The 18,425-nt window shown below is 63.0% G+C and carries 17 protein-coding genes; 4 read left to right on the forward strand and 13 right to left on the reverse strand.

What is annotated here, in order from left to right:
• The first annotated feature begins 143 nt into the window (after positions 1-143).
• From V7714_RS19470 to V7714_RS19480, 3 genes are all read left to right on the forward strand, one after another.
• Complete coding sequence (locus tag V7714_RS19470) at positions 144-2,534, forward strand: heavy metal translocating P-type ATPase (RefSeq protein ID WP_335711219.1); 2,391 nt, start codon at positions 144-146, stop codon at positions 2,532-2,534.
• The gene (cueR, locus tag V7714_RS19475) at positions 2,534-3,004 is read left to right on the forward strand and encodes a Cu(I)-responsive transcriptional regulator (RefSeq protein ID WP_442891412.1); all 471 of its coding nucleotides are present in this window, start codon (positions 2,534-2,536) and stop codon (positions 3,002-3,004) included. Before V7714_RS19470 ends, cueR begins: the two co-directional genes overlap by 1 nt.
• Positions 3,005-3,333: 329 nt before the next feature.
• The gene (locus V7714_RS19480) at positions 3,334-4,287 is read left to right on the forward strand and encodes a LysR family transcriptional regulator (protein ID WP_335711220.1); all 954 of its coding nucleotides are present in this window, start codon (positions 3,334-3,336) and stop codon (positions 4,285-4,287) included.
• 160 nt (positions 4,288-4,447) lie between these two features.
• On the opposite strand, the gene V7714_RS19485 is transcribed toward V7714_RS19480, so the two are convergent.
• Entirely contained in the window at positions 4,448-5,899 is a 1,452-nt protein-coding gene (locus tag V7714_RS19485) for a KAP family P-loop NTPase fold protein (protein ID WP_335711221.1), read from the reverse strand.
• Between the two features lie 498 nt (positions 5,900-6,397).
• On the opposite strand from V7714_RS19485, the gene V7714_RS19490 reads away from it, so the two are divergent.
• On the forward strand, positions 6,398-8,266 hold the full coding sequence (locus V7714_RS19490) for a hypothetical protein (RefSeq protein ID WP_335711222.1): 1,869 nt from the start codon (positions 6,398-6,400) through the stop codon (positions 8,264-8,266).
• 214 nt (positions 8,267-8,480) lie between these two features.
• Here the strand turns inward: V7714_RS19490 and V7714_RS19495 are convergent, their stop codons facing one another.
• The 12 genes from V7714_RS19495 to V7714_RS19550 form a co-directional block, all read right to left on the reverse strand.
• Positions 8,481-8,948 (reverse strand): hypothetical protein, encoded by a 468-nt coding sequence (locus V7714_RS19495; RefSeq protein ID WP_335711223.1) that lies wholly within the window; start codon positions 8,946-8,948, stop codon positions 8,481-8,483.
• Positions 8,935-9,306: a type II secretion system protein gene (locus tag V7714_RS19500; RefSeq protein WP_284195390.1), complete on the reverse strand. Its 372-nt coding sequence runs from the start codon at positions 9,304-9,306 to the stop codon at positions 8,935-8,937. Before V7714_RS19500 ends, V7714_RS19495 begins: the two co-directional genes overlap by 14 nt.
• Positions 9,307-9,311: 5 nt before the next feature.
• Positions 9,312-9,782 carry a type II secretion system protein gene (locus V7714_RS19505; RefSeq protein WP_290333732.1) on the reverse strand — a complete coding sequence of 157 codons (471 nt, stop codon included), beginning with the start codon at positions 9,780-9,782 and terminating at the stop codon, positions 9,312-9,314.
• Positions 9,779-11,698 carry a secretin N-terminal domain-containing protein gene (locus V7714_RS19510; RefSeq protein WP_335711224.1) on the reverse strand — a complete coding sequence of 640 codons (1,920 nt, stop codon included), beginning with the start codon at positions 11,696-11,698 and terminating at the stop codon, positions 9,779-9,781. The genes V7714_RS19505 and V7714_RS19510 overlap by 4 nt, the downstream gene beginning before the upstream one ends.
• Positions 11,695-12,249, reverse strand: a complete 555-nt coding sequence (locus tag V7714_RS19515) for a hypothetical protein (protein WP_335711225.1) — start codon at positions 12,247-12,249, stop codon at positions 11,695-11,697. Before V7714_RS19515 ends, V7714_RS19510 begins: the two co-directional genes overlap by 4 nt.
• Positions 12,246-12,953 carry a hypothetical protein gene (locus V7714_RS19520; protein ID WP_335711226.1) on the reverse strand — a complete coding sequence of 236 codons (708 nt, stop codon included), beginning with the start codon at positions 12,951-12,953 and terminating at the stop codon, positions 12,246-12,248. Before V7714_RS19520 ends, V7714_RS19515 begins: the two co-directional genes overlap by 4 nt.
• The gene (locus V7714_RS19525) at positions 12,950-13,474 is read right to left on the reverse strand and encodes a hypothetical protein (protein WP_335711227.1); all 525 of its coding nucleotides are present in this window, start codon (positions 13,472-13,474) and stop codon (positions 12,950-12,952) included. Before V7714_RS19525 ends, V7714_RS19520 begins: the two co-directional genes overlap by 4 nt.
• On the reverse strand, positions 13,475-14,275 hold the full coding sequence (locus tag V7714_RS19530; RefSeq protein ID WP_335711228.1) for a hypothetical protein: 801 nt from the start codon (positions 14,273-14,275) through the stop codon (positions 13,475-13,477).
• Positions 14,256-15,938 (reverse strand): GspE/PulE family protein, encoded by a 1,683-nt coding sequence (locus V7714_RS19535; protein WP_284195383.1) that lies wholly within the window; start codon positions 15,936-15,938, stop codon positions 14,256-14,258. Before V7714_RS19535 ends, V7714_RS19530 begins: the two co-directional genes overlap by 20 nt.
• Positions 15,938-17,131 carry a type II secretion system F family protein gene (locus V7714_RS19540; RefSeq protein WP_335711229.1) on the reverse strand — a complete coding sequence of 398 codons (1,194 nt, stop codon included), beginning with the start codon at positions 17,129-17,131 and terminating at the stop codon, positions 15,938-15,940. Before V7714_RS19540 ends, V7714_RS19535 begins: the two co-directional genes overlap by 1 nt.
• Before the next feature lies 1 nt (position 17,132).
• The gene (gene gspG, locus V7714_RS19545) at positions 17,133-17,549 is read right to left on the reverse strand and encodes a type II secretion system major pseudopilin GspG (RefSeq protein ID WP_284195381.1); all 417 of its coding nucleotides are present in this window, start codon (positions 17,547-17,549) and stop codon (positions 17,133-17,135) included.
• Between the two features lie 157 nt (positions 17,550-17,706).
• Positions 17,707-18,225, reverse strand: coding sequence for a hypothetical protein (locus tag V7714_RS19550; protein WP_335711230.1), 519 nt, complete (start codon positions 18,223-18,225; stop codon positions 17,707-17,709).
• Between the last annotated feature and the right edge of the window lie 200 nt (positions 18,226-18,425).

Consider the following 18,425-nt stretch of genomic DNA (forward strand, 5'->3'; position numbering starts at 1 on the left):
GAGGCGGATGATAGCGGCTGGCCTGCACTGCGCACAGCGCGGGCGACTGGCGGCGACGAATCCGCGCACAAGATGCTTGACCTTACCATGATGGGAAGGTGCAGACTGCAGTCATCCCCGTATCCATGACAAGGACTGACACCATGCAAACCGAGACTAAGGAGCCGACCCGCCAACTGACCGTGCCGGTGGCCGGCATGACCTGTGCAAGCTGCGTTAGCCGAGTGGAGAAAGTGCTGGCACGGCTGCCCGGTGTAAAGGCAGCCAGCGTCAACCTGGCCAGCGAATCGGCCACGCTCACGGCGGGCCCCGAGCTGACGCTGGCCATGGTGCGCGGCGCCATCGCCCAGGCGGGCTTCAGCGTGCCGCAGCAGACCCTGACCCTGGCCATAGGCGGGATGAGCTGTGCCAGCTGCGTAGGGCGGGTGGAGAAGGTGCTGGCGCGGGAGCCTGGCGTGCGCGAAGTCAGTGTCAACCTGGCGACCGAGCAGGCCACACTGCTGGTGGACCAAGGGGTGGAGAGCGCCTGCCTGATGGCCGCCGTGGCACGCGCCGGCTACAGCGCCAGCCTGCCTCAGGCGGACAAGGACAGCGCGCGGCCTGCGCTGCCGGCCTGGTGGCCCGTGGCGGTATCGGGCGCGCTGTCGCTGCCCCTGGTGCTGCCTATGCTGGCCGAGTTGGCGGGTGGCCATTGGATGCTGCCGGGCTGGCTGCAACTGCTGCTGGCCACCCCGGTACAGTTCTGGCTGGGCGCGCGCTTTTACCGTGCCGGTTACCTGGCGGTGCGGGCGGGTAGTGGCAATATGGATCTGCTGGTCGCCCTGGGCACCAGCGCGGCCTTTGGCCTGAGTGTCTATCTCTTGCTACGGCATGGCGAGCACGGCATGCCCCATCTCTACTTTGAGGCCTCGGCCGTGGTGATCAGCCTGGTGCTGCTGGGCAAATGGCTGGAAGCCCGGGCCAAGCGCCAGACCAGCGAGGCCATTCATGCCCTGCAGGCCCTGCGGCCAGCCACTGCAAGGCGCCGCCGTGAGGGGCGGGATGAGGATGTGCCCATCGCCCTGATTACCGTGGGTGATATGGTGGTGGTGCGCCCCGGTGAGCGGGTGCCAGTGGATGGCGAGGTGGTGGAAGGCAGCAGCCAGCTGGACGAGGCACTGCTGACCGGCGAGAGCCTGCCCGTTCCCAAGGGCCCGGGTGAGCGGGTAACCGGCGGTGCCATCAATGGCGATGGCCTGCTGCTGGTGCGTACCGTGGCTATCGGGGCGGAGACCACCCTGGCACGCATCATCCGGCTGGTAGAGCATGCCCAAGCGGCCAAGGCGCCGATACAGCGTTTGGTGGACCAGGTCAGCGCGGTATTCGTGCCGGTGGTACTGGTCATCGCCTTGCTGACGCTGCTGGCCTGGTGGCTGCTGGCCGGCCAGTTGGAGCCGGCCATCATCAACGCAGTGGCCGTGCTGGTGATCGCGTGCCCCTGTGCCCTGGGGCTGGCCACGCCCACGGCCATCATGGCGGGCACCGGGGTGGCGGCAAGGCACGGCATACTGATCAAGGATGCCGAGGCGCTAGAAACGGCCCACCGTATCAGTGCCGTTGCGTTTGACAAGACCGGCACCCTGACCGAGGGCAAGCCGCGCCTGCTGGCCATGGCCGGCAATGGGGTGAGCGACGCTAGCTTGCTGGCACTGTCAGCGGGGCTGCAGGCGGGTAGCGAGCATCCGCTGGCCCATGCCGTGGTCGGGGCGGCACAACAGGCTGGGGTTACCGCGCTGCCGGCCGGCCAGTTGCAGGCCCTGCCGGGGCGTGGCATCAGCGGCGAAATCGACGGAGCGGTATACCTGCTGGGCACCGCCCGCCTAATGCAGGAGCAAGGCATAGCCCTGGCAGGCCTGGCCGAGCAGGCCGCTGCGCTGGAGCAACAGGGCCGCACCTTGTCCTGGCTGGCCCGGGTAGGCGAGCCGGCGGTGCTGGGGCTGCTGGCCTTTGGCGATGCCATCAAGCCCGGCGCGGCAGCGGCACTGGCCAGGCTGCAGGCCATGGGGGTGCAGACCATCATGCTGACGGGCGATAACCAGGGCGCCGCCGCCCAGGTGGCTGCCGAGCTGGGGCTGGGCCAGTTCCAGGCCGGTATTCTGCCGGCCGACAAGGCCCAGACCCTGCTGGCGCTCAAGGCTGAAGGCCATGTGGTGGCCATGGTGGGCGACGGCATCAATGATGCACCGGCACTGGCGGCCGCCGATGTCGGCATCGCCATGGGTAGCGGCACCGACGTGGCCATGCATGCAGCTGGCATCACCCTGATGCGGGGCGATCTGGCCCGGGTGGCCGATGCCATCGCCATCTCCCGCCGCAGCTACGCCAAGATACGGCAGAACCTGTTCTGGGCCTTCTGCTACAACGTAGTGGGCATACCGCTGGCCGCCATGGGCCTGCTCAACCCGGTGGTGGCAGGGGCCGCCATGGCGTTCTCCAGCGTCAGTGTGGTGGCCAATGCCCTGTTGCTGCGGCGCTGGCAGCCGGGGGAACGATAATGCTACGTACGCTTGTGGGCTTGTCCGCAGCGACACCACCAGGTAACCACGCCATGAATATCGGAGAAGCCGCCCGCGCCAGCGGGGTCAGTGCCAAGATGATCAGGCACTACGAGGGCATAGGCCTGCTGGCAGCCAGCCAGCGCAGCCAGTCGGGCTACCGCCAGTATGGCCAGCGCGATATCCACCTGTTGCGCTTTATCCGCCGCGCCCGCGACCTGGGCTTCTCGCTGGAGCAGATAAGCTTGCTGCTATCACTATGGGAAGACAAACAGCGCGAAAGCGCGGCGGTCAAGCAACTGGCCGAAAGCCATATCGCCGAACTGGATGCGCGCATCGCCGCGCTGAGCGAGATGCGGGCCACCCTGCAGACCCTGGCCCAGGCCTGCTGCGGCGACCACCGGCCAGACTGCCCGATACTGGAAGGGCTGGCGACGGCGGCGCACGATAAAGGGCGTGCTGCAGCTTGAGCTGCCGCAATCGTTGGTACCGGGGCGGGCAGCAGCCCCACCCCGGCTACCCCTGTGGTGCGGCCTCCTTGCTACGGCAGGCTACTCGGTAATACTCACACCCCGACCAGGCCAAAGGTAGGCCAAGTGCTTGAAACAAAGGCGGAATGCGGGCTGCAGCGCAAGCAGGCAGGAGCGTAGGCTGTCTAGACAGCAATGCCTCACCTGCTACTTGGCAGGATACAACCGACCAGCGGTCATTTAGCATTATGACGGAATGATATTATATAAGCCCTTATTAATACCGGTATCTAACCGCCTGTTGCAGCTCCCGGCGGCGCCCAAAAATCATGAATGATTACAGCGAGCTTCAGTCCATACGCATGTTCGTGGCGATCGCCGAGGCCGGCAGTTTTTCCGGCGCGGCCAAGCAACTGGACCTGAGTACGGCGGCGATGTCACAGCGCCTGAAGCAGCTGGAGGGACGACTGGGCGTGCGGCTGCTGGACCGCAATGCGCGCGGCATCAAGCTGACCGAAGAAGGTGAGCTGCTGCTGGCACGCGGGCAGGAGCTGCTGCGGGAATTCGACCGCCTGATGGACGACGTGCGCGGTAGCAGCGGCCGCATTGCCGGCGCGCTGCGCATCCATGGCCCGCTGGGTTTTGGCCGGCGCTACCTGGCACCCATCGTGGCGGCCTTCCACGCCCAGCACCCCGAACTCGATATCTCACTGATACTGAGCGACCGCTTCTCGGTCAACCGCAACGAGCGCTTCGACCTGGTGCTGCACATAGGCGAGCTACCCGATTCCGACTGGGTCGCCTACCCCATTGCCCCCAACCGTCGCGTGCTGTGCGCCTCGCCCGACTACCTGACCCTGCACGGCGAACCGCAAACGCCAGAAGATCTGCGCCGGCACCAGTGCCTGGTACTGCGCGAGAACGACGAAGACACCACCCTGTGGTCTTTCCACCAGAACGGTGAAAAGACCAATGTGCGCATCAGCGAGGCACTCAGCGTCAACGACGGCGACGTACTGCGGCAGTGGGCGCTGGTCGGCAAAGGCCTCATGCTGCGCTCGGAGTGGCATGTGGCCGACGATCTGGCTGCCGGCACGCTGCAACGGGTGCTGCCCGATTGGCAGGTAGCCGACGCCGACGTAGTCGCCCTGGTCCCCCACCGCAACGGCATGCCCATGCGCCTGCGGGCCTTTCTCAACTTCCTGCAGGACCACTTCCGCCCGACCCCGCCCTGGCGTATGGTGCCGGCGGCTGTTGAGGACAGGGTGGCGGAGCTGGCGTAGTTTGGTTAAGCAGCCGTATTGAGCGATTTATTTTCGGGTTCGTTCGGTGGTAGGGGTTGCTACAGGCCATGTGGTGTACAAAATACAAGACTTGCACCTTGCGCCGCGTGGTGACTGTAAAAAACAAAGTCACTTGAAACACCATCGATGGCTAATTAGCTTAGGGGGCGCCGCGCTTATGGTTCAAAGTGCCACTCGTAATTAGATCAGGATACTCCATGATGTGACCAAGTGAATGGCTAGCCGAAGAATGACTATTCAGCCTGGATAGTGCCGAATCCCAGACGGCGGTGGAAATTACAGATGCACTACTTGTTGAGTCTCTTTCATTCGCAACTTTTCTCGCGACAATCATATAAATCGAAAAGACCTGATCTACATCATGATTGCCTTCGCCAATCTCAATGTATGGCTTACTCTTTTTGCTAGTCCCAGCAAACAATTCACCATAGGCCTCCCCATTTTTTATTTTCTTAAATAATGATGCTGATAGTGTCTTATTGCACTGCCAGTAGCAAAGAAGGACAAACAATGGCAATGCATGCATTGCATTGCTTTCTTTCAGTATCATAGACAACTTTAGGCAAGCCTTGTCGATATCGCGTGGGGTCATCTCATACCAACTGGCAATCTTTCCTAATAATCTCGAAGCCTCCCTGTCAATGCCTTCGTGATGGCTGGGTGCTAATATTATTAGCTTTTTAAAGTCGATGATGTACTTTTCCTTAAGTGCACTGTGGATATAATCAAAATTTGATGCTATTGGTAAAGAATACTCCAGAGAAAAAAATCTATCTAAGTAGGCTCTGCCGTCAAATCCATTGCCATATACAGCCTGAATTGAATGCGCTAGTGAATCCAGGCTAATTCCAAATACGAAATATACTCCTTCGACCTCAAAAATATGCTTTATGTTTTCCAGTAACTCTATGGCATAATTTGGTCTGCACCTGTCTAACTCATCCACTACTATAAAAATAGGCAAATACAAGTCATTGCTTTTGCTCACTGTTTCCACTAAGTTTGCCAGAACATCCCTCATGGCATTAATTGATTTTTTTATCGAGGTATACTCCGCTTGCATCTTTTCGACACAGTCCTCGTCAGTTGCTGGCGGTTGATTTCCAGCCCCCTCGATTCCTTTCAACGCTCCACTCGCTAAAACACCTCCCGCAGGAACAGCAGTACTGAGCAAAGCACTAAAAACTCCACCTACCATGTGTTTCGCATAGTGGAAAAACAATTGACCGGCCGCTTTCTTTAATTCGTCCTTAACAGAGTCTCCTATACCAGTCGTCGCTGCAATTTGCGATGTAACCTCAAGACAAAATGCGACCAAGGGATTGCCTGCAAAATCTGTCTCCCATGCGTCAAAAGTTACGACCACATGATTAGACTTTAATTGCTGAACAAATCCTTCCAGGAAAAAACTTTTTCCCTTCCCCCACGGCGCATTCACGGCCAGAGTTAAAGTGCGATCTGCTGCAGCCCTTGTTCCCTGCTCAGCAGCTGCCGCGTCCTCATATTTTCCACGGAGTTGCAGCTCCAATGCCTGTGCAAACTTCGAAATCTGGTACTGGTCCCTTGCCCATGCATCATTCTCGTTATGCATTTTAGCCTCCTCTAAGTATGTATCTATCCGCCATCATACTCTTGCAGCTCCGAAGCGCCCAGCATGGCGTTCGTTACCAGCTCAGTACCTCGGTCTTTCATTGCGCGCATTAAGCAGGGGGCGTGGCGTTGTATAAGGACAGCTCGGCACTTGGTTTGATGCCGAATGCCGCGATGGTCAATATGTTCATCATTCCGAAGGGGCTGCCCTCAACTATCCACCGATGTATCGTAAAGATTAATAAATTGGCACCGCTGAGTAATCAATCTGTATGGTTTGTATTTAGCATAAGTGGTAGTGATAGCATGCGGCGTAATGCTCTTCGCTTATTGCGCCCTACGCGTTTGCCTCCCTAATCGCGCAATGGCCTAAAATTTTCAAATTGACTACTATGCATTTGCCGAGGCGGGTTGCTTAATGTTCGTAAGTCCTTCAAGATGCCGTCCTTTTTTCTCTTGTCCTTTTCAGGCAAAGGGTATTCAATGCTAGTGATCAAGTATGAAAATTAATATTGTACAAGACAAGAAACTCGCTATCGCTGTATCGCTCGTGCTGTTGACGAATGCCTGTGCTGACCAAAAGCAGCAAGCACAGGCCTGGCCTTATTTTGACGCTTATCGGGCGTCATCAAAAAAACTTTGTGAGTTTGGCGGCGAGGGGGTTAACTTGTCCCCGAGTGGTAAGCATGCTGTTTTTTATCAGGATATTGCCAGCAAAACGACAGTTGTTGGGGTAGGGCGAAGATTATCAATACTGAATCTTGATTGCGCATTCAAGACAGGCGCCGAAGAGACCTGCATGACGGGTGCTGAGGCGTATAAAAGCGTCAGGGCGCTTGCCTGGGATAAGAATGAGCGTGGGTTGTATCTGGTGGAAAATGGCCAGATGTTGTCTCGCATGGTATTCGATGCACAGACGGGGCAGGGAAGAATTGGCCAAAGAATTCCTATCGACAAGCAGGTCGCAACCACATCGGTGGTATGGGGAGCCATTCCCAGCGATACGGCTGAGACGGCGGCGGCCTATCTGGCGGCTGGCAAAGCAGCGACGATGCACACGGCGGTACCAGGGGATATGTTGATGGGTCTGTTCATGGATAGCCACGGGCCGATTGGCGCGCTGGTCGAAAATTTCCATGGGCTGGATCTGGCGGTCCTGACTAGCAATGCGCGTACGCCAACCGCCTTCAAAGGCGTAGAGCTACCACAGGGTAAGCTGACGAGGCCTCTGGGGTCAGCCGGTTTGCCTTGGTTAAGCGATGTCGGCATCGCCCCAGATATGCCAGCTGGTGCCCTGCCGCCCTTCGCCAAACCCCTAATCGCTTCCAACAACGGCCGATTGCTAGGGTATTTTGATAAGGCGCGGCTGTATATCAACAGCACCGCGAAGGGGGCCAAGAGTCTGGAGGCGGCAGTGGCAGAAGCGCTGGGTAAGCACCCGGGTTTCTATATCCATGATCTAGCGACCAGTGATGGCAGCGACTACGGACTGATTTTGAAGAAAGTGAACGCGGGCAAGGTGATCGTTCTGAGCAGGAGCGGTCGTCGTTTCCTGCAGTCCTGCCCGGCCAACAACACGGCGGGCGAGCCTACGGACTTCAGTCTGGCGCAGCTCAGTCTGGGCGCCGATGATTGGCCGCTGCATGGTTTGATGGCCAAGGCGTCCGGTACCAAGGGCTTGGTGGTGTTTTTTCGTGGTGGACCACGCGGCACCATAGCGAATTTGGATTCCAATTCGATCAGGGAGTACATGGACGCGGGTTGGAATGTGCTGGCGGTGAACTATAGCGGCAACCTTGGTACGGGTAGTGGCGTGTCCAGTCGCTTGCGTACACAGGGTATGGTTGAGGCCATGCGCAAGGATGCCGAGTACACGGCGAGTTTCATCCGTAAGCTCAATCCTGCGGGCCAGCTGGTTATTCATGGCGAGAGCCTGGGTGGTCCGCTGGCCAAGCTGACCAGCGACGCACTCGAGGTGCCGCATCGGCTGGTCTTGATTGCCCCGCTACTGCGCCTGCAACCACCGGAACACTGGGTCGGCAAGTCAGGCACTCCCTTCTCTCCCCGCCCCAACCTGACGTATCAGAAAAACTTCGAGGCGGCCATGCTGGGGGTATCGGACCAGAATCGCGCAGCATCCCAGTTGGCGTTGGATGGGCTGTACAAGGTGAAGTCAGACAGCAGGCTGTCATTTGCGGCCTACGCGCGGGAAGATCTGGTATCGCAGCCCGCGCACGGCCAGTTTGTGGCAGACCAGGTGCTGATGCTGCGCGGGGGGCACGATTTCGTCACTGCGCATCCGGAATTGTGGTCGGCCGTGTTTGCCTGGCTGGGCTCGCCCCCACGGCCTGTGCCGGCCGTGCCGTGATTGGCTTGTCCTGCCACGCCTGCCTATAGGGGCAGGCCGCAGGCCAGCGTGTATGGCGCTGGTGGCGAGCCGGTTTTGGAGGAGGTCAGGTATTGCAGGCCGACGGTTCGGTGGCCAGATCGCCTGACTGAAGGGAGCCGCAGCATAACAGTATGGCCATTCAGTCTGACGGCAGCGCTTTACCTGCTGGTGTGGCCCATCATGGCCAACCAACCTAGTTCTTAGCCTGCCCGCTAGGCTGGAACAGGAACTGCCAGTCCGCTATCCGCTCTGCCTTCTCGAATTCCTTGTAGCGCAGGGCAAAGCCACGGCGCATCAGGGGAGGGCGGTCGGAGGGGCTGTGGACGCCGACGATGCCTTCGTCCTCGCGCCGTATCAGCTGCATGGGCTGGCCGCTGACTGGGTCGGCATAGGCACGGCGCAAGTGGCGTACCGGTTCGCTGGCGCGGGGGTCTTGCAGCAGGTCTTCCACCGAGCGTGGCAGGCTGCCGTCGCTGCCGGGCAGGGCGGCATAGCTGGCGATGGCGCGGCGGTAGGCGTCGCCCACCTGCAGCAGGGTGCGTTCGCGTTGGCGATCTGCCTGGGTGCTGGCTACTTCAATGGCGCGACCCATGATAAGGCCCAGTACCACCAGCACACCCATCAGCCAGAGATAGGCCGAGCCCCGTTCACCAACTGCCATAGTCGCGTCCGTCGCTGCCACGGCCGCTGGCGCCACTGCGGACATCGCCGACATTGCCCTGGCTGCCGGGCGGTGGTGGCTCTACCCGCCAGGTATCGTTGCGCTCGGTCAGGGGGTCGACCGGGATGCTGCGCAGGTAGCGGGCGCTGACCAGCTCTTCCAGATCATTGGGGTAGCGGCCACGGTCGGCATGGAATTGGTCCAACACCTTGCGCATGGTGTGCAGGTCATCCTGCAGCACGGTCTCCTTGGCGCGGTCCACACTGCCCAGGTAGCGCGGTGCCACGATGCTGAGCAGGGTGGCGACGATGGCCATGGCGATCATCAGTTCCAGCAGGGTAAAGCCGCGATGGCGCATGGGGGTCACCATAGTCGGTAGGGCTGGCCGTCCAGCGCCGTGCCGGGGTTGAGGCTGTAGACATCGTACACGTCGGCGCCGGCCCTGGGGGCCTCGGCGGGCGAGGCGTAGCTGCGCAGGCCCCAGGTGGTCTCGGGGGGCGCGGTCTGGTCGGGGAAGAAAGGGTCGCGTGGGATGCGGCGCAGGAAATACAGCTTCTGCGCGTCCGGCGAGGAGATATCCGATACCCCGTCCACTAGCACCCGCAGATTGGCCGGATAACCGCTGCTGCCCACGGTCTTTTCCAGCCGGCCTTCATCGTAGGCGCGCTTGTACTCGTCTATGGCATTGCGCAGCGACCACAGCGCCTGCCGCAGATTCTGCTCGCGGCTGCGCTGGGCCTGCAACTGGGCCAAGGGTAGTGCTGCGCCGGCCAGGATGGCCAGCAGGGTCAGGGTGACCAGCAGCTCTATCAGGGTAAAGCCACGTTGCTTCATTTCGGGTTCTGCGGCGGGACCGGTAGCGGTGGCGGCGGCACCGGGTCAACCTGCGGTGGTGGCACCGGTTCTACCTGTGGCTGCGGTGCGGGCGGGGGTGCCAGCGGCTGGCTGCCCTCGGCCGGTATGCTGATCTGGCTGTTGCCGTCCGGCAGGCGCAGGGTTTCGCTGCCGACATGGTCTTCGGTGCCGCTGGTGAACTCGGTCTGGCTGGCATCGGGTACGGCCAGGTTGCGCAGTATCCTTGGGGTGATCAGCAGCACTAGCTCGGACTTGGTGCGTTGCCGCTTCTCGGACGAGAACAGCTTGCCCAGCATGGGCAGCTGGCCCAGGCCCGGCAGGCGCGAGGCCGATTCCAGTTCTTCCTGCTTGATCAGGCCGGCCAGCACCTGGGTCTCGCCATCACGCAGGCGCAGGGCGGTGCTGGTGGTGCGGGTGCCGATCTGGTAGGTCAGCAGGCCGGTCTTGCTGGGCACTTCCTTGACGATATTGCTGACTTCCAGGTTCAGGCGTATGCCCACCTCGTCGTCCTGGAATACCTGCGGTTCCACATCCAGCTTGAGGCCCACGTCCAGATAGGCCACCGATTCGGCCACCGAGCCCGAGGTGGGGTTGGTGGTGGTGGTGATCACCGGTACGCGGTCGCCGATATGGATCTTGGCCTTCTCGCGGTTGCGTACCCGTATGCGCGGGTTGGCCAGGGTATCGGTGGTGCCGTCGGTGTGCTTGAGGTTGAGCAGCAGGGCCGGATCGCCTATGCCCAGCTTGAGGCCATCGCGGCCCAGGTTCTTCAGCTCGCCCAGGCTGAGGCTGCTGCCGTCAAAGGCCTTGGGCAGCGACAGCGACAGCTGGTCGGGGAACTGCACGCCCAACTGGGCCAGGCGCTCGCTGCCGATTTCCATCACTTCCACTTCCAGCATGACCTCGGCTTCGGCCAGGTCATGGGCGGCCACCAGTTTCTCGGCTACGCCTATGGCTTCGGGGGTGTCGCGCATCACCAGCAGGTTGAGCTTGTCGTCGGTATAGATGTCGCGGGTCTTGACGATGGTCTTGATCAGCGCTGCGGCCGCCTTGGCCTCGATATTGTTGAGGTAGAAGGTCTTGACGTTGAGGCCTTCCAGATCTTTCTGGCGATTGGGCGTGGCCGGGTAGATCAGCACGGTGCGGTCGTTCAGCACCCGCTTGGCCAGTTGCTGGCTGGTCAGCAGCACATTGAGGGTCTCGTCCAGCGGGGTGTCGCGGGCCAGGATGGTGGCCTGGCCGTCCAGCTTGAGATCGCGGTCGAATACGAAATTGACACCGGTGCTCTGGCTCAGCATGTCGAAGATGCTTTGCAGCGGCGCGTTGCGGAATTCCATGGTGACGGGGGCGCGCAGCGGCGAGTTGGCCGATATCGGCGCCATCTCGGCCTTGTTGCGGGCCTTGTCCAGCTCGGCCAGGCGCTTGCGGGCGCCCAGGTGGCGGGGCGATTCGGCCAGCACCTGCTTGAGCAGGGCACGGGCCTGGGCGGGCTGGCCGGCCTGCTGGGCCGCTATGGCCTGCTCCACCAGGGTGTTATGCGCCAGCTCGCGGTCCAGCGCCAGCCGCATATCGGCTGCGCGCGGGTTGCCCGGCTGTATCCGCAGCACGGTCTCTATCCGCGCCTGGGCCTCGCTGTAGCGCTGGTTGATACGCAGCGATTCGGCCTCGCGCAGGGTGCGCTCGACGATGGCATCGCGCTGGCGCAGCCAGTAGCGGCGGAATTCCTGGTTGCCGGGCTCCTGCTTCACCAGTTCTTCCAGCGCCAGCAGGGCTTCTTCGCTGCGGTTCTCGCCCAGCATCTGGCGGGCTTGGTCGAAGCGTTGCTGGGGCTGGCTGGCGCAGGCTACCAGGGTCAGCAACATCAGGCCGGTCAGGCCGGGGCGTATCAGATTCATGGCGTAAGGCCCACAGTGTGTTGTTCGCTGGTGGCGAGATGGGTGAATACAAGCTGGCCGCCGGTCAGGCTGTCCAGCCGCCAGCCACCGGGCAGGGTATCGCCAGGGCGGGCTATCAGGGGGCTGCCCTGATTATCGAGATAGATATCCAGCTTGCCGCCCTTCTCCAGCTTGCCCAGGTAGCGATAGGGCGGTGCCAGGGGCGGCGGGGGCGGCGGGGGGGCGACGACAGCGGCCGGTTCGGTCACGGCGGCTTCGGCCGGGGGCGTGGCCTTGGGCTTGCTGGAGCCAAAGGGATCCGCCACCACGCCTTGCAGCGAACCGGTGTCGCGCTGCATGGCGCTTTGCCAGCTTTCGCCGGTGGCGGGCGCGGTGGTGGCGTCGGGCGGCAGGGTGGGGGTGGCCGATGCGACATTCGGGTCGCTGATGCTGACGGTCGGCCCCGCCGGCGTTAGGTCGTCTTCGTCGCCACCCAGCCGGGTAGACCAGACGGACAGGCCGACCACGACCACCAGGGCCAGGCCCATGGCCTGCTTGCGGTTCAGGCTCATGGCCGGGCTCCCGCAGGGGGTGGCAGGGGCGCGGCGGGTGGTGTCGCCGCTGCTGGTACGGATGCAGCGGGTGCGGCAGGTGCAGGTGCCGTAGCGGGTGCCGGTGCTGGCGTCGGCACTGCGACAGGTGGTACCGCGCCGGCCACGGCGGGTACGCTGGCTGGCAGCGGCGCATCTGCGCCTGCCGGTGTGGCTTCGCGATAGTAGTAGCTGAGCTTGAGCTGGGCCGTGACCACATCACTCTTGGGGTCGCGCTCGAAGCGGACTTCATCGAGCACCGCATTGGGCGCATCGCCCAGCGCACGGTTGAGGAACAGCCGCAGCGACGGGTAGTCGCCATCCAGCGGCAGGTTCACCTGGTAGCGCCGCAGCGCCAGGCCGTTGACGGTCTGCAGCTGGTAGTACGACTCATTGATGGCCAGGTCCGCTGCCTCGGCGGCCACATCCAGCGCCGCCAGTTGGTCGGGTAGCTGCTCCAGCGGCGGGAAGCGGGCATAGAAGTCGTTGATGCGGCGTGGCTTGGCCGGCGCGGACAGGGTCTGCGTCTGCTGCGCCTGGCGTAGCTTGGCCTGGGTCTCGGTCAACTGGGTGGCGGCAGGTTGCACCTGCACCAGCCAGAATACGGCGGCGCCTAGCAGCAGCCACACTCCCAGGCGGCCCGAGGTGCCCAGCAGCATCCAGATATAGCGTGGCCAGACCATCATGGCGCCCCCACCGGTTCCTGGCCGGCATCCCAGCGCGCCTGCACCACAAAGCGCAGCGCCTCGCTCTCGGCATCCCAGTGCTGTTGCAGCAGGTAGACGTCAGTTACCCCGCCCTGGCGGCGCAGGGCGCGCAGGTATTCATACAGCGATTCGGCATCGCTGGCCTCACCACCCAACTGCACCGAGGCCTTGTCGCCCGCCTGCGGCAATATCTGGCCCAGGCGCACGCCAGGAACATTGATCTGCTCCAGCCGCTGGAACAGCATGGTCCAGGGCCGGCGGAACTGCCGTGCAAGGCGGTCGGCGGCGACCAGGGCGGTGGCCTCGGTATCGGTTTCGGGGCTGGCGGGCGGCGCCTGCAACTGCCATAGCTGGCCTTCCAGCTGCTGTTGCACCTGCTGGGTCTGGCTCATGCGCCAGCTGGCCAGCAGCAGGCAGGCCAGGCCAGCGGTGAGCAGCAGCAGACCGAAAACACTGAAATGGCGACGCGTCGCCACGAAATCCAATTGCATGCGTGCCATTCAAACACCTGTGCACAGGGCCCATTCGGGGTCCCTGCGCGGATCATAGCCGCGTTGTGCCGGCAGCCGCAGCCAGGTGGCGGACAGCCTGCCCAGATCCGGCCGCTGGAACAGCGGGGCGGCAATGTAGACGGGGCTGTTGAGCGCGTCCAGGGTGGCGCTGGCCTGGGTAATCAGGCTGGGCAGGCGGCGCTCCCAGGGCTCGGGCAGCACCCGGTTGTAAAGGCTGGCCCACTGGCCACGCTGTAACTGCAGCAGCGCCAGCCGGCGCGGTTCCACCACGGCCAGCAGGGCATCCTGCGGCAGCTTGTCGGCCAATCGGTTGAACAGCGAGACCAGCACCGGCTGCATGGAGACCAGCCGGTAGCGTTGCTGCTCTGCCAGCTCACGCAGGGCGGCCAGCCAGCGGCCATCCAGCGCACTGGCAACCCGGGCGCTGCCAGGCTTGAACGGCGACAGGGTGACTTCCCAGCCGGCGCTGGCGGCGCCGTACTGTTCGGCAAACAGGGCCTGGGCCATGGCCTGTGCGACGGTTTCGTCGCTCAGGGCAGTCTGCCAGGGCAGGATGGCGAAGCGCACCCAGGCGCTGGACAGCCGGACTTCCAGCCGGCGGGCACGGCGCTCGCCCAGCCACTGGGCCAGCAGGTCAAGTTGCGGCAGGCCGTCCTGCAGCCGCAGGGGCAGGCGCAGCTCGGCCGCGTGACGGCGTTGCCAGCCATGTTGCTCGACGGCAAGCAGGGAATCGGCGCCGAGGAACAGCACCACCCTATCGGGGCGCAGTTCAGCGAACGAAGGTAACACGGTTGATTTCCTGCAAAGTGGTCGCGCCCTGGGCCACAGCGGCCAGGGCGATCTGACGCAAGGGGCGGCTGCCAGCCTTGCGGGCGGCGGCCTTGATCTCGCTCATGGGGGCGCGGCTCAATATCAGCTCGCGCAGGGTGTCGTTCAGTTGCAGCACTTCGGCAATGGCGATCCGGCCCTGATAGCCGGACTGCCGGCATGCCGGGCAGCCACGGCCAATACGGAACTGGAAGCGGGGCAGCCAGGATGCCTGAATGCCGGACGCGATCAGCAGGTCCGATGGCGGCCGATAGGGCACGCTGCAGTGGCTGCAGATACGCCGCACCAGGCGTTGGCCCAGCACGCCGTTGAGGGCGGAGACCAGGCTGTAGGGGTCGACTTCCATGTGCAGGAAGCGGCTGATCACATCGAACACGCTGTTGGCGTGCACGGTGGAGAGCACCAGGTGGCCGGTCAGCGCCGCCTGCACCGCAATCTGGGCGGTCTCCGGGTCGCGTATTTCGCCCACCATGATGCGGTCAGGATCGTGCCGCAGGATGGAGCGCAGGCCACGGGCAAAGGTCAGGCCCTTCTTCTCGTTCACCGGTATCTGCAGCACGCCGGGCAGCTGGTATTCCACCGGGTCTTCGATGGTGATGAGTTTTTCCTCGCTGCTGTTCACCTCGGCCAGCGCGGCATACAGGGTGGTGGTCTTGCCCGAACCGGTCGGGCCGGTGACCAGCAGCATGCCGTAGGGCTCGCGGGCCAGGCTCAGTATGGTGCTGCAGGTGGCGGCATCCAGCCCCAGGCTGGCCAGGCTGAGGCCATTGATCTGCTGGGTGACGGCCTGCTTGTCCAGCACCCGCAAGACTGCGTCTTCGCCGTGCATGCTGGGCATGATGGAGACGCGGAAATCCACTTCCCGCTCCAGGATAAAGGCCTTGAAGCGTCCATCCTGCGGCACCCGGCGCTCGGCGATGTCGAGTTCGCTGATGATCTTGATACGCGAGATGGCCTGTTCGGCCAGCTCCTGGCCATTGACCCGGCTGGCGGCATGCAGCACGCCATCTATGCGGTATTTGACGCACAGCCCGTCAGGCTCGCTCTCGATATGGATGTCGCTGGCACCGCTCTTGAGCGCATCGTAGAGGGTGGAGTTGACCAGCCTGACGGCAGCGCTGGATTCCTCGGCGATGGTGGCCAGGGTGATGACTTCCACCACCTCGCCCCGCTTCTTGCCCTCGGTTTGCGGCAACAGGCCATCGATGGCGCGGCGGCCTTCTTCCAGGGCGCCCAGGCGCTCGCGCAGGGCCTCGTCATCGCACAGGGCCAGCTGGTAGGCGCCGTCCAGCTTGTGTTCCAGCCAGTGCAGCAGGCCGGCCTGCAGCGGGTCTGCCACGATGGCGATGGTGCGGTCCTTGTGCTTGATGGGCAGGCACAGCCGGGCCGAGGCTTCGCTGAAGGGCAGGCGGGTGAAATCGGGGCTGAGGTCGGCCAGCTTCTGGGTGGGCACCAGCGGAATCCGCAAGGTCGACGACAAGGCTGCCAGCACGGCCTCCTTGCTGGATTGCGATTGCGCGGCCAGGGCCGTCAGCAGGTGCAGGCCGCCGGTCTCCGCCTCGACGCGGGCGCGGGCCAGCTGTTCGGCGCTGAGCTTGCGTTCCAGGGTATTGGGCGTGGCCATTACTGCATGCCTCCCGCCAGGTCGAAGATGGGCAGGTACATCAGCAGCACGATCATGCCGATAAAGCCGCCCATCAGCAGCATCAGTATGGGTTCCACCAGCTTGGCAGCCGTATCGACAAAGCGGCTCAGCTCTTCATCATGGAAGGCGGCAGTACGTTCCAGCATCTCGCCCAGTTGGCCGGTGCGCTCACCCACCTGCAAGAGCCGCAGGGCAATGGCCGTGGTGAGGCCGGCGCGCGACAGCGTCTCGGCCAGTGGCTGGCCCTGGCGCAAAGCCTGTATGGCCTGGCGCAGCGGTGGCCGCAGGGCCGGGTGGAGCAGATCGGTTACCCGCTCGAAGGCGGTGACCAACGGTATGCCGCCCTGCAGCAGCATGCCGGTCGCGCGGTAGAAGCGGGCCAGTTGGAACAGCCGCAGGCGGGCACCCAGGCCTGGGCTGCGCCAGGCCAGGTCGGCCAGCTTGGCGCGGCTGGCTGGTTGCATGAGCAGGGCGACGCTGCCGGCGATGGTGGCAAACAGCACGCCGGCCGCCATGGCACGGTGCTCGGCCAGGAAGCCGCCAAACCCCAGCAGCAGGCGCGACATCAGCGGCAGCTCACCCTGCATGCCGTCGTAGATCTGGGAGAACTTGGGCACCAGGTAGCCGACCAGGAACAGGCATACGCCACCGCCTGCGAACAGCAGCATGGCAGGGTAGGTCGCGGCACTGATCAGGCGCTTGCGTAGCGCGTCTATCTGCTGCTGGTAGGCGATATAGCGGCCCAGCGCCCGGTCCAGGTCGCCCGTGGTCTCGCTGGCACGCACGCTGGCCACCAGCAGCTCGGGGAACAGGGCCGGCTTGGCGGCCAGGGCAGCCGACAGCGACTGGCCCTGGTGCAGGGCATCGCGCACTTCAACCAGTATCTGCTGGGTGCCGGGGCGGGTCTCTTTTTCGGCCAGGGTGGCGATGGCTTCGCTCAGCCCCAGGCCGGCAGACAACAGGGCAGCCAGTTCCTGGGCAAACAGCAGCAGGTCGAACTTGACCTTGGCGGCGCCTTTGCTGGCGCCAAAGCCGGCCGGACGCAGGGTCAGCGGCGTTAGCCCGCGTGCGCTCAGCTGCGCCCGGGCCTCGGTATCCGAGGCCGCTTCAAGGCGAAGGCTGACGATGCGCCGCTCGCTATCGAGCGCGCTGACCAGGTACGACCGGCTCATTTCAATTGCTCAGATCCGCGTCTTCGGCGGCGCCACCAGGGCGACCATCACGGCCTAATGATAGTACTTCGAACTCGCGGCCGTTGCTGCCGGGTATCCGGTACTGATAGGCGTTGCCCCAGGGGTCGGGCGGGGCGGCTTTCTTCAGGTAGGGGCCGCGCCAGGTGCTGACGCCCGACGGGGGCTGGGTCAGCGCGGCAAGGCCTTGCTCGTTACGGGGGAAGTGGCCGTTATCAAGCCGGTAGGCCTCTACCGCCTTGCTGATGGCGTCTATCTGCGAGCGGGCTGTGGTGATTTCGGACTTGCCCAGGTTCTTGAACAGATTGGGACCGACCACGCCGACCAGTAGGCCGATGATGACGAGGGCGATCAGCAGTTCGAGCAGGGTAAAGCCCCGGCTTGAGCGGAAAAGAGGCATGGCAGCAAAAACCTATGATTAATAAGAGATTATGCCATCCGTGTATGCGTTGCGCATTAAGCAAATACTAACATTGCATTCGACTGTGGTAATCCTTACCCAACCGATGGCTTGGCAACGCATCTACACGACAGACGGCATGGTGATGCAGCGGGCATCAGGGTAGGGCCAGATCCAGTTGCAAGGTCAGTGGCGCCTCAATGCGCTTCTCTTCCAGGCAATAGCCCTTGATATCGTCGGTACGGCAGTCCGGGCCGGGCTTGCCCTGGTTCTGCAGGCGATAGCGCTGGGCCGTGACCTGGGCCTTGAGGCGGCCATCGGCAGCGCTGACGAATTCGATACGGCCTTCGCCGCGCTCGCTGTTTTCCAGGTGTATGGCAATCATGCCCTTGGCGGTGGGATGGTAAATATCACCAAAGCGGAAATGCTGGGCCAGCTGCGCCGGGGTGTAGGGCGCTTTCAGCTCAGGGCCGAAGGACAGGTAGACCTCCTGCTTGCCGACATTGACCAGTAGCGCCCGGTAGTCTGGCGTGCCATCGCAGCTTTGGTTGGCTGGGCATTGCCAGCTGCTGCTGTTGCTTTGTATCAGCAGCGGAGTGGTGGCTGCCATGGGCTGTTGGCAACCGGCAGCCAACAGCAGGCTACCGGCCATGAGCAGATGCAGTGCGTGAGACATATTGCGCTCCTTGTGAGCATTTCCGGAAACCGCAGTTCCGTGGTCAGACCACGGCGGGGAAACCGAGGTTTCCGGAAGCGCCCTGTTTGGGGGTAAAAAAGGGCCGCCACGGCGGCCCAGGATACTCCCAGGGGAAATAGGGGGTGCTGCCTGTCGGACAGTATAGGGCACCGGGGGCCGGCGCCGGCTGCTGTACCGGT

Origin of the sequence: Chitinimonas sp. JJ19, from assembly GCF_036961565.1 — a bacterium.
GTDB lineage: Bacteria > Pseudomonadota > Gammaproteobacteria > Burkholderiales > Chitinimonadaceae > Chitinimonas.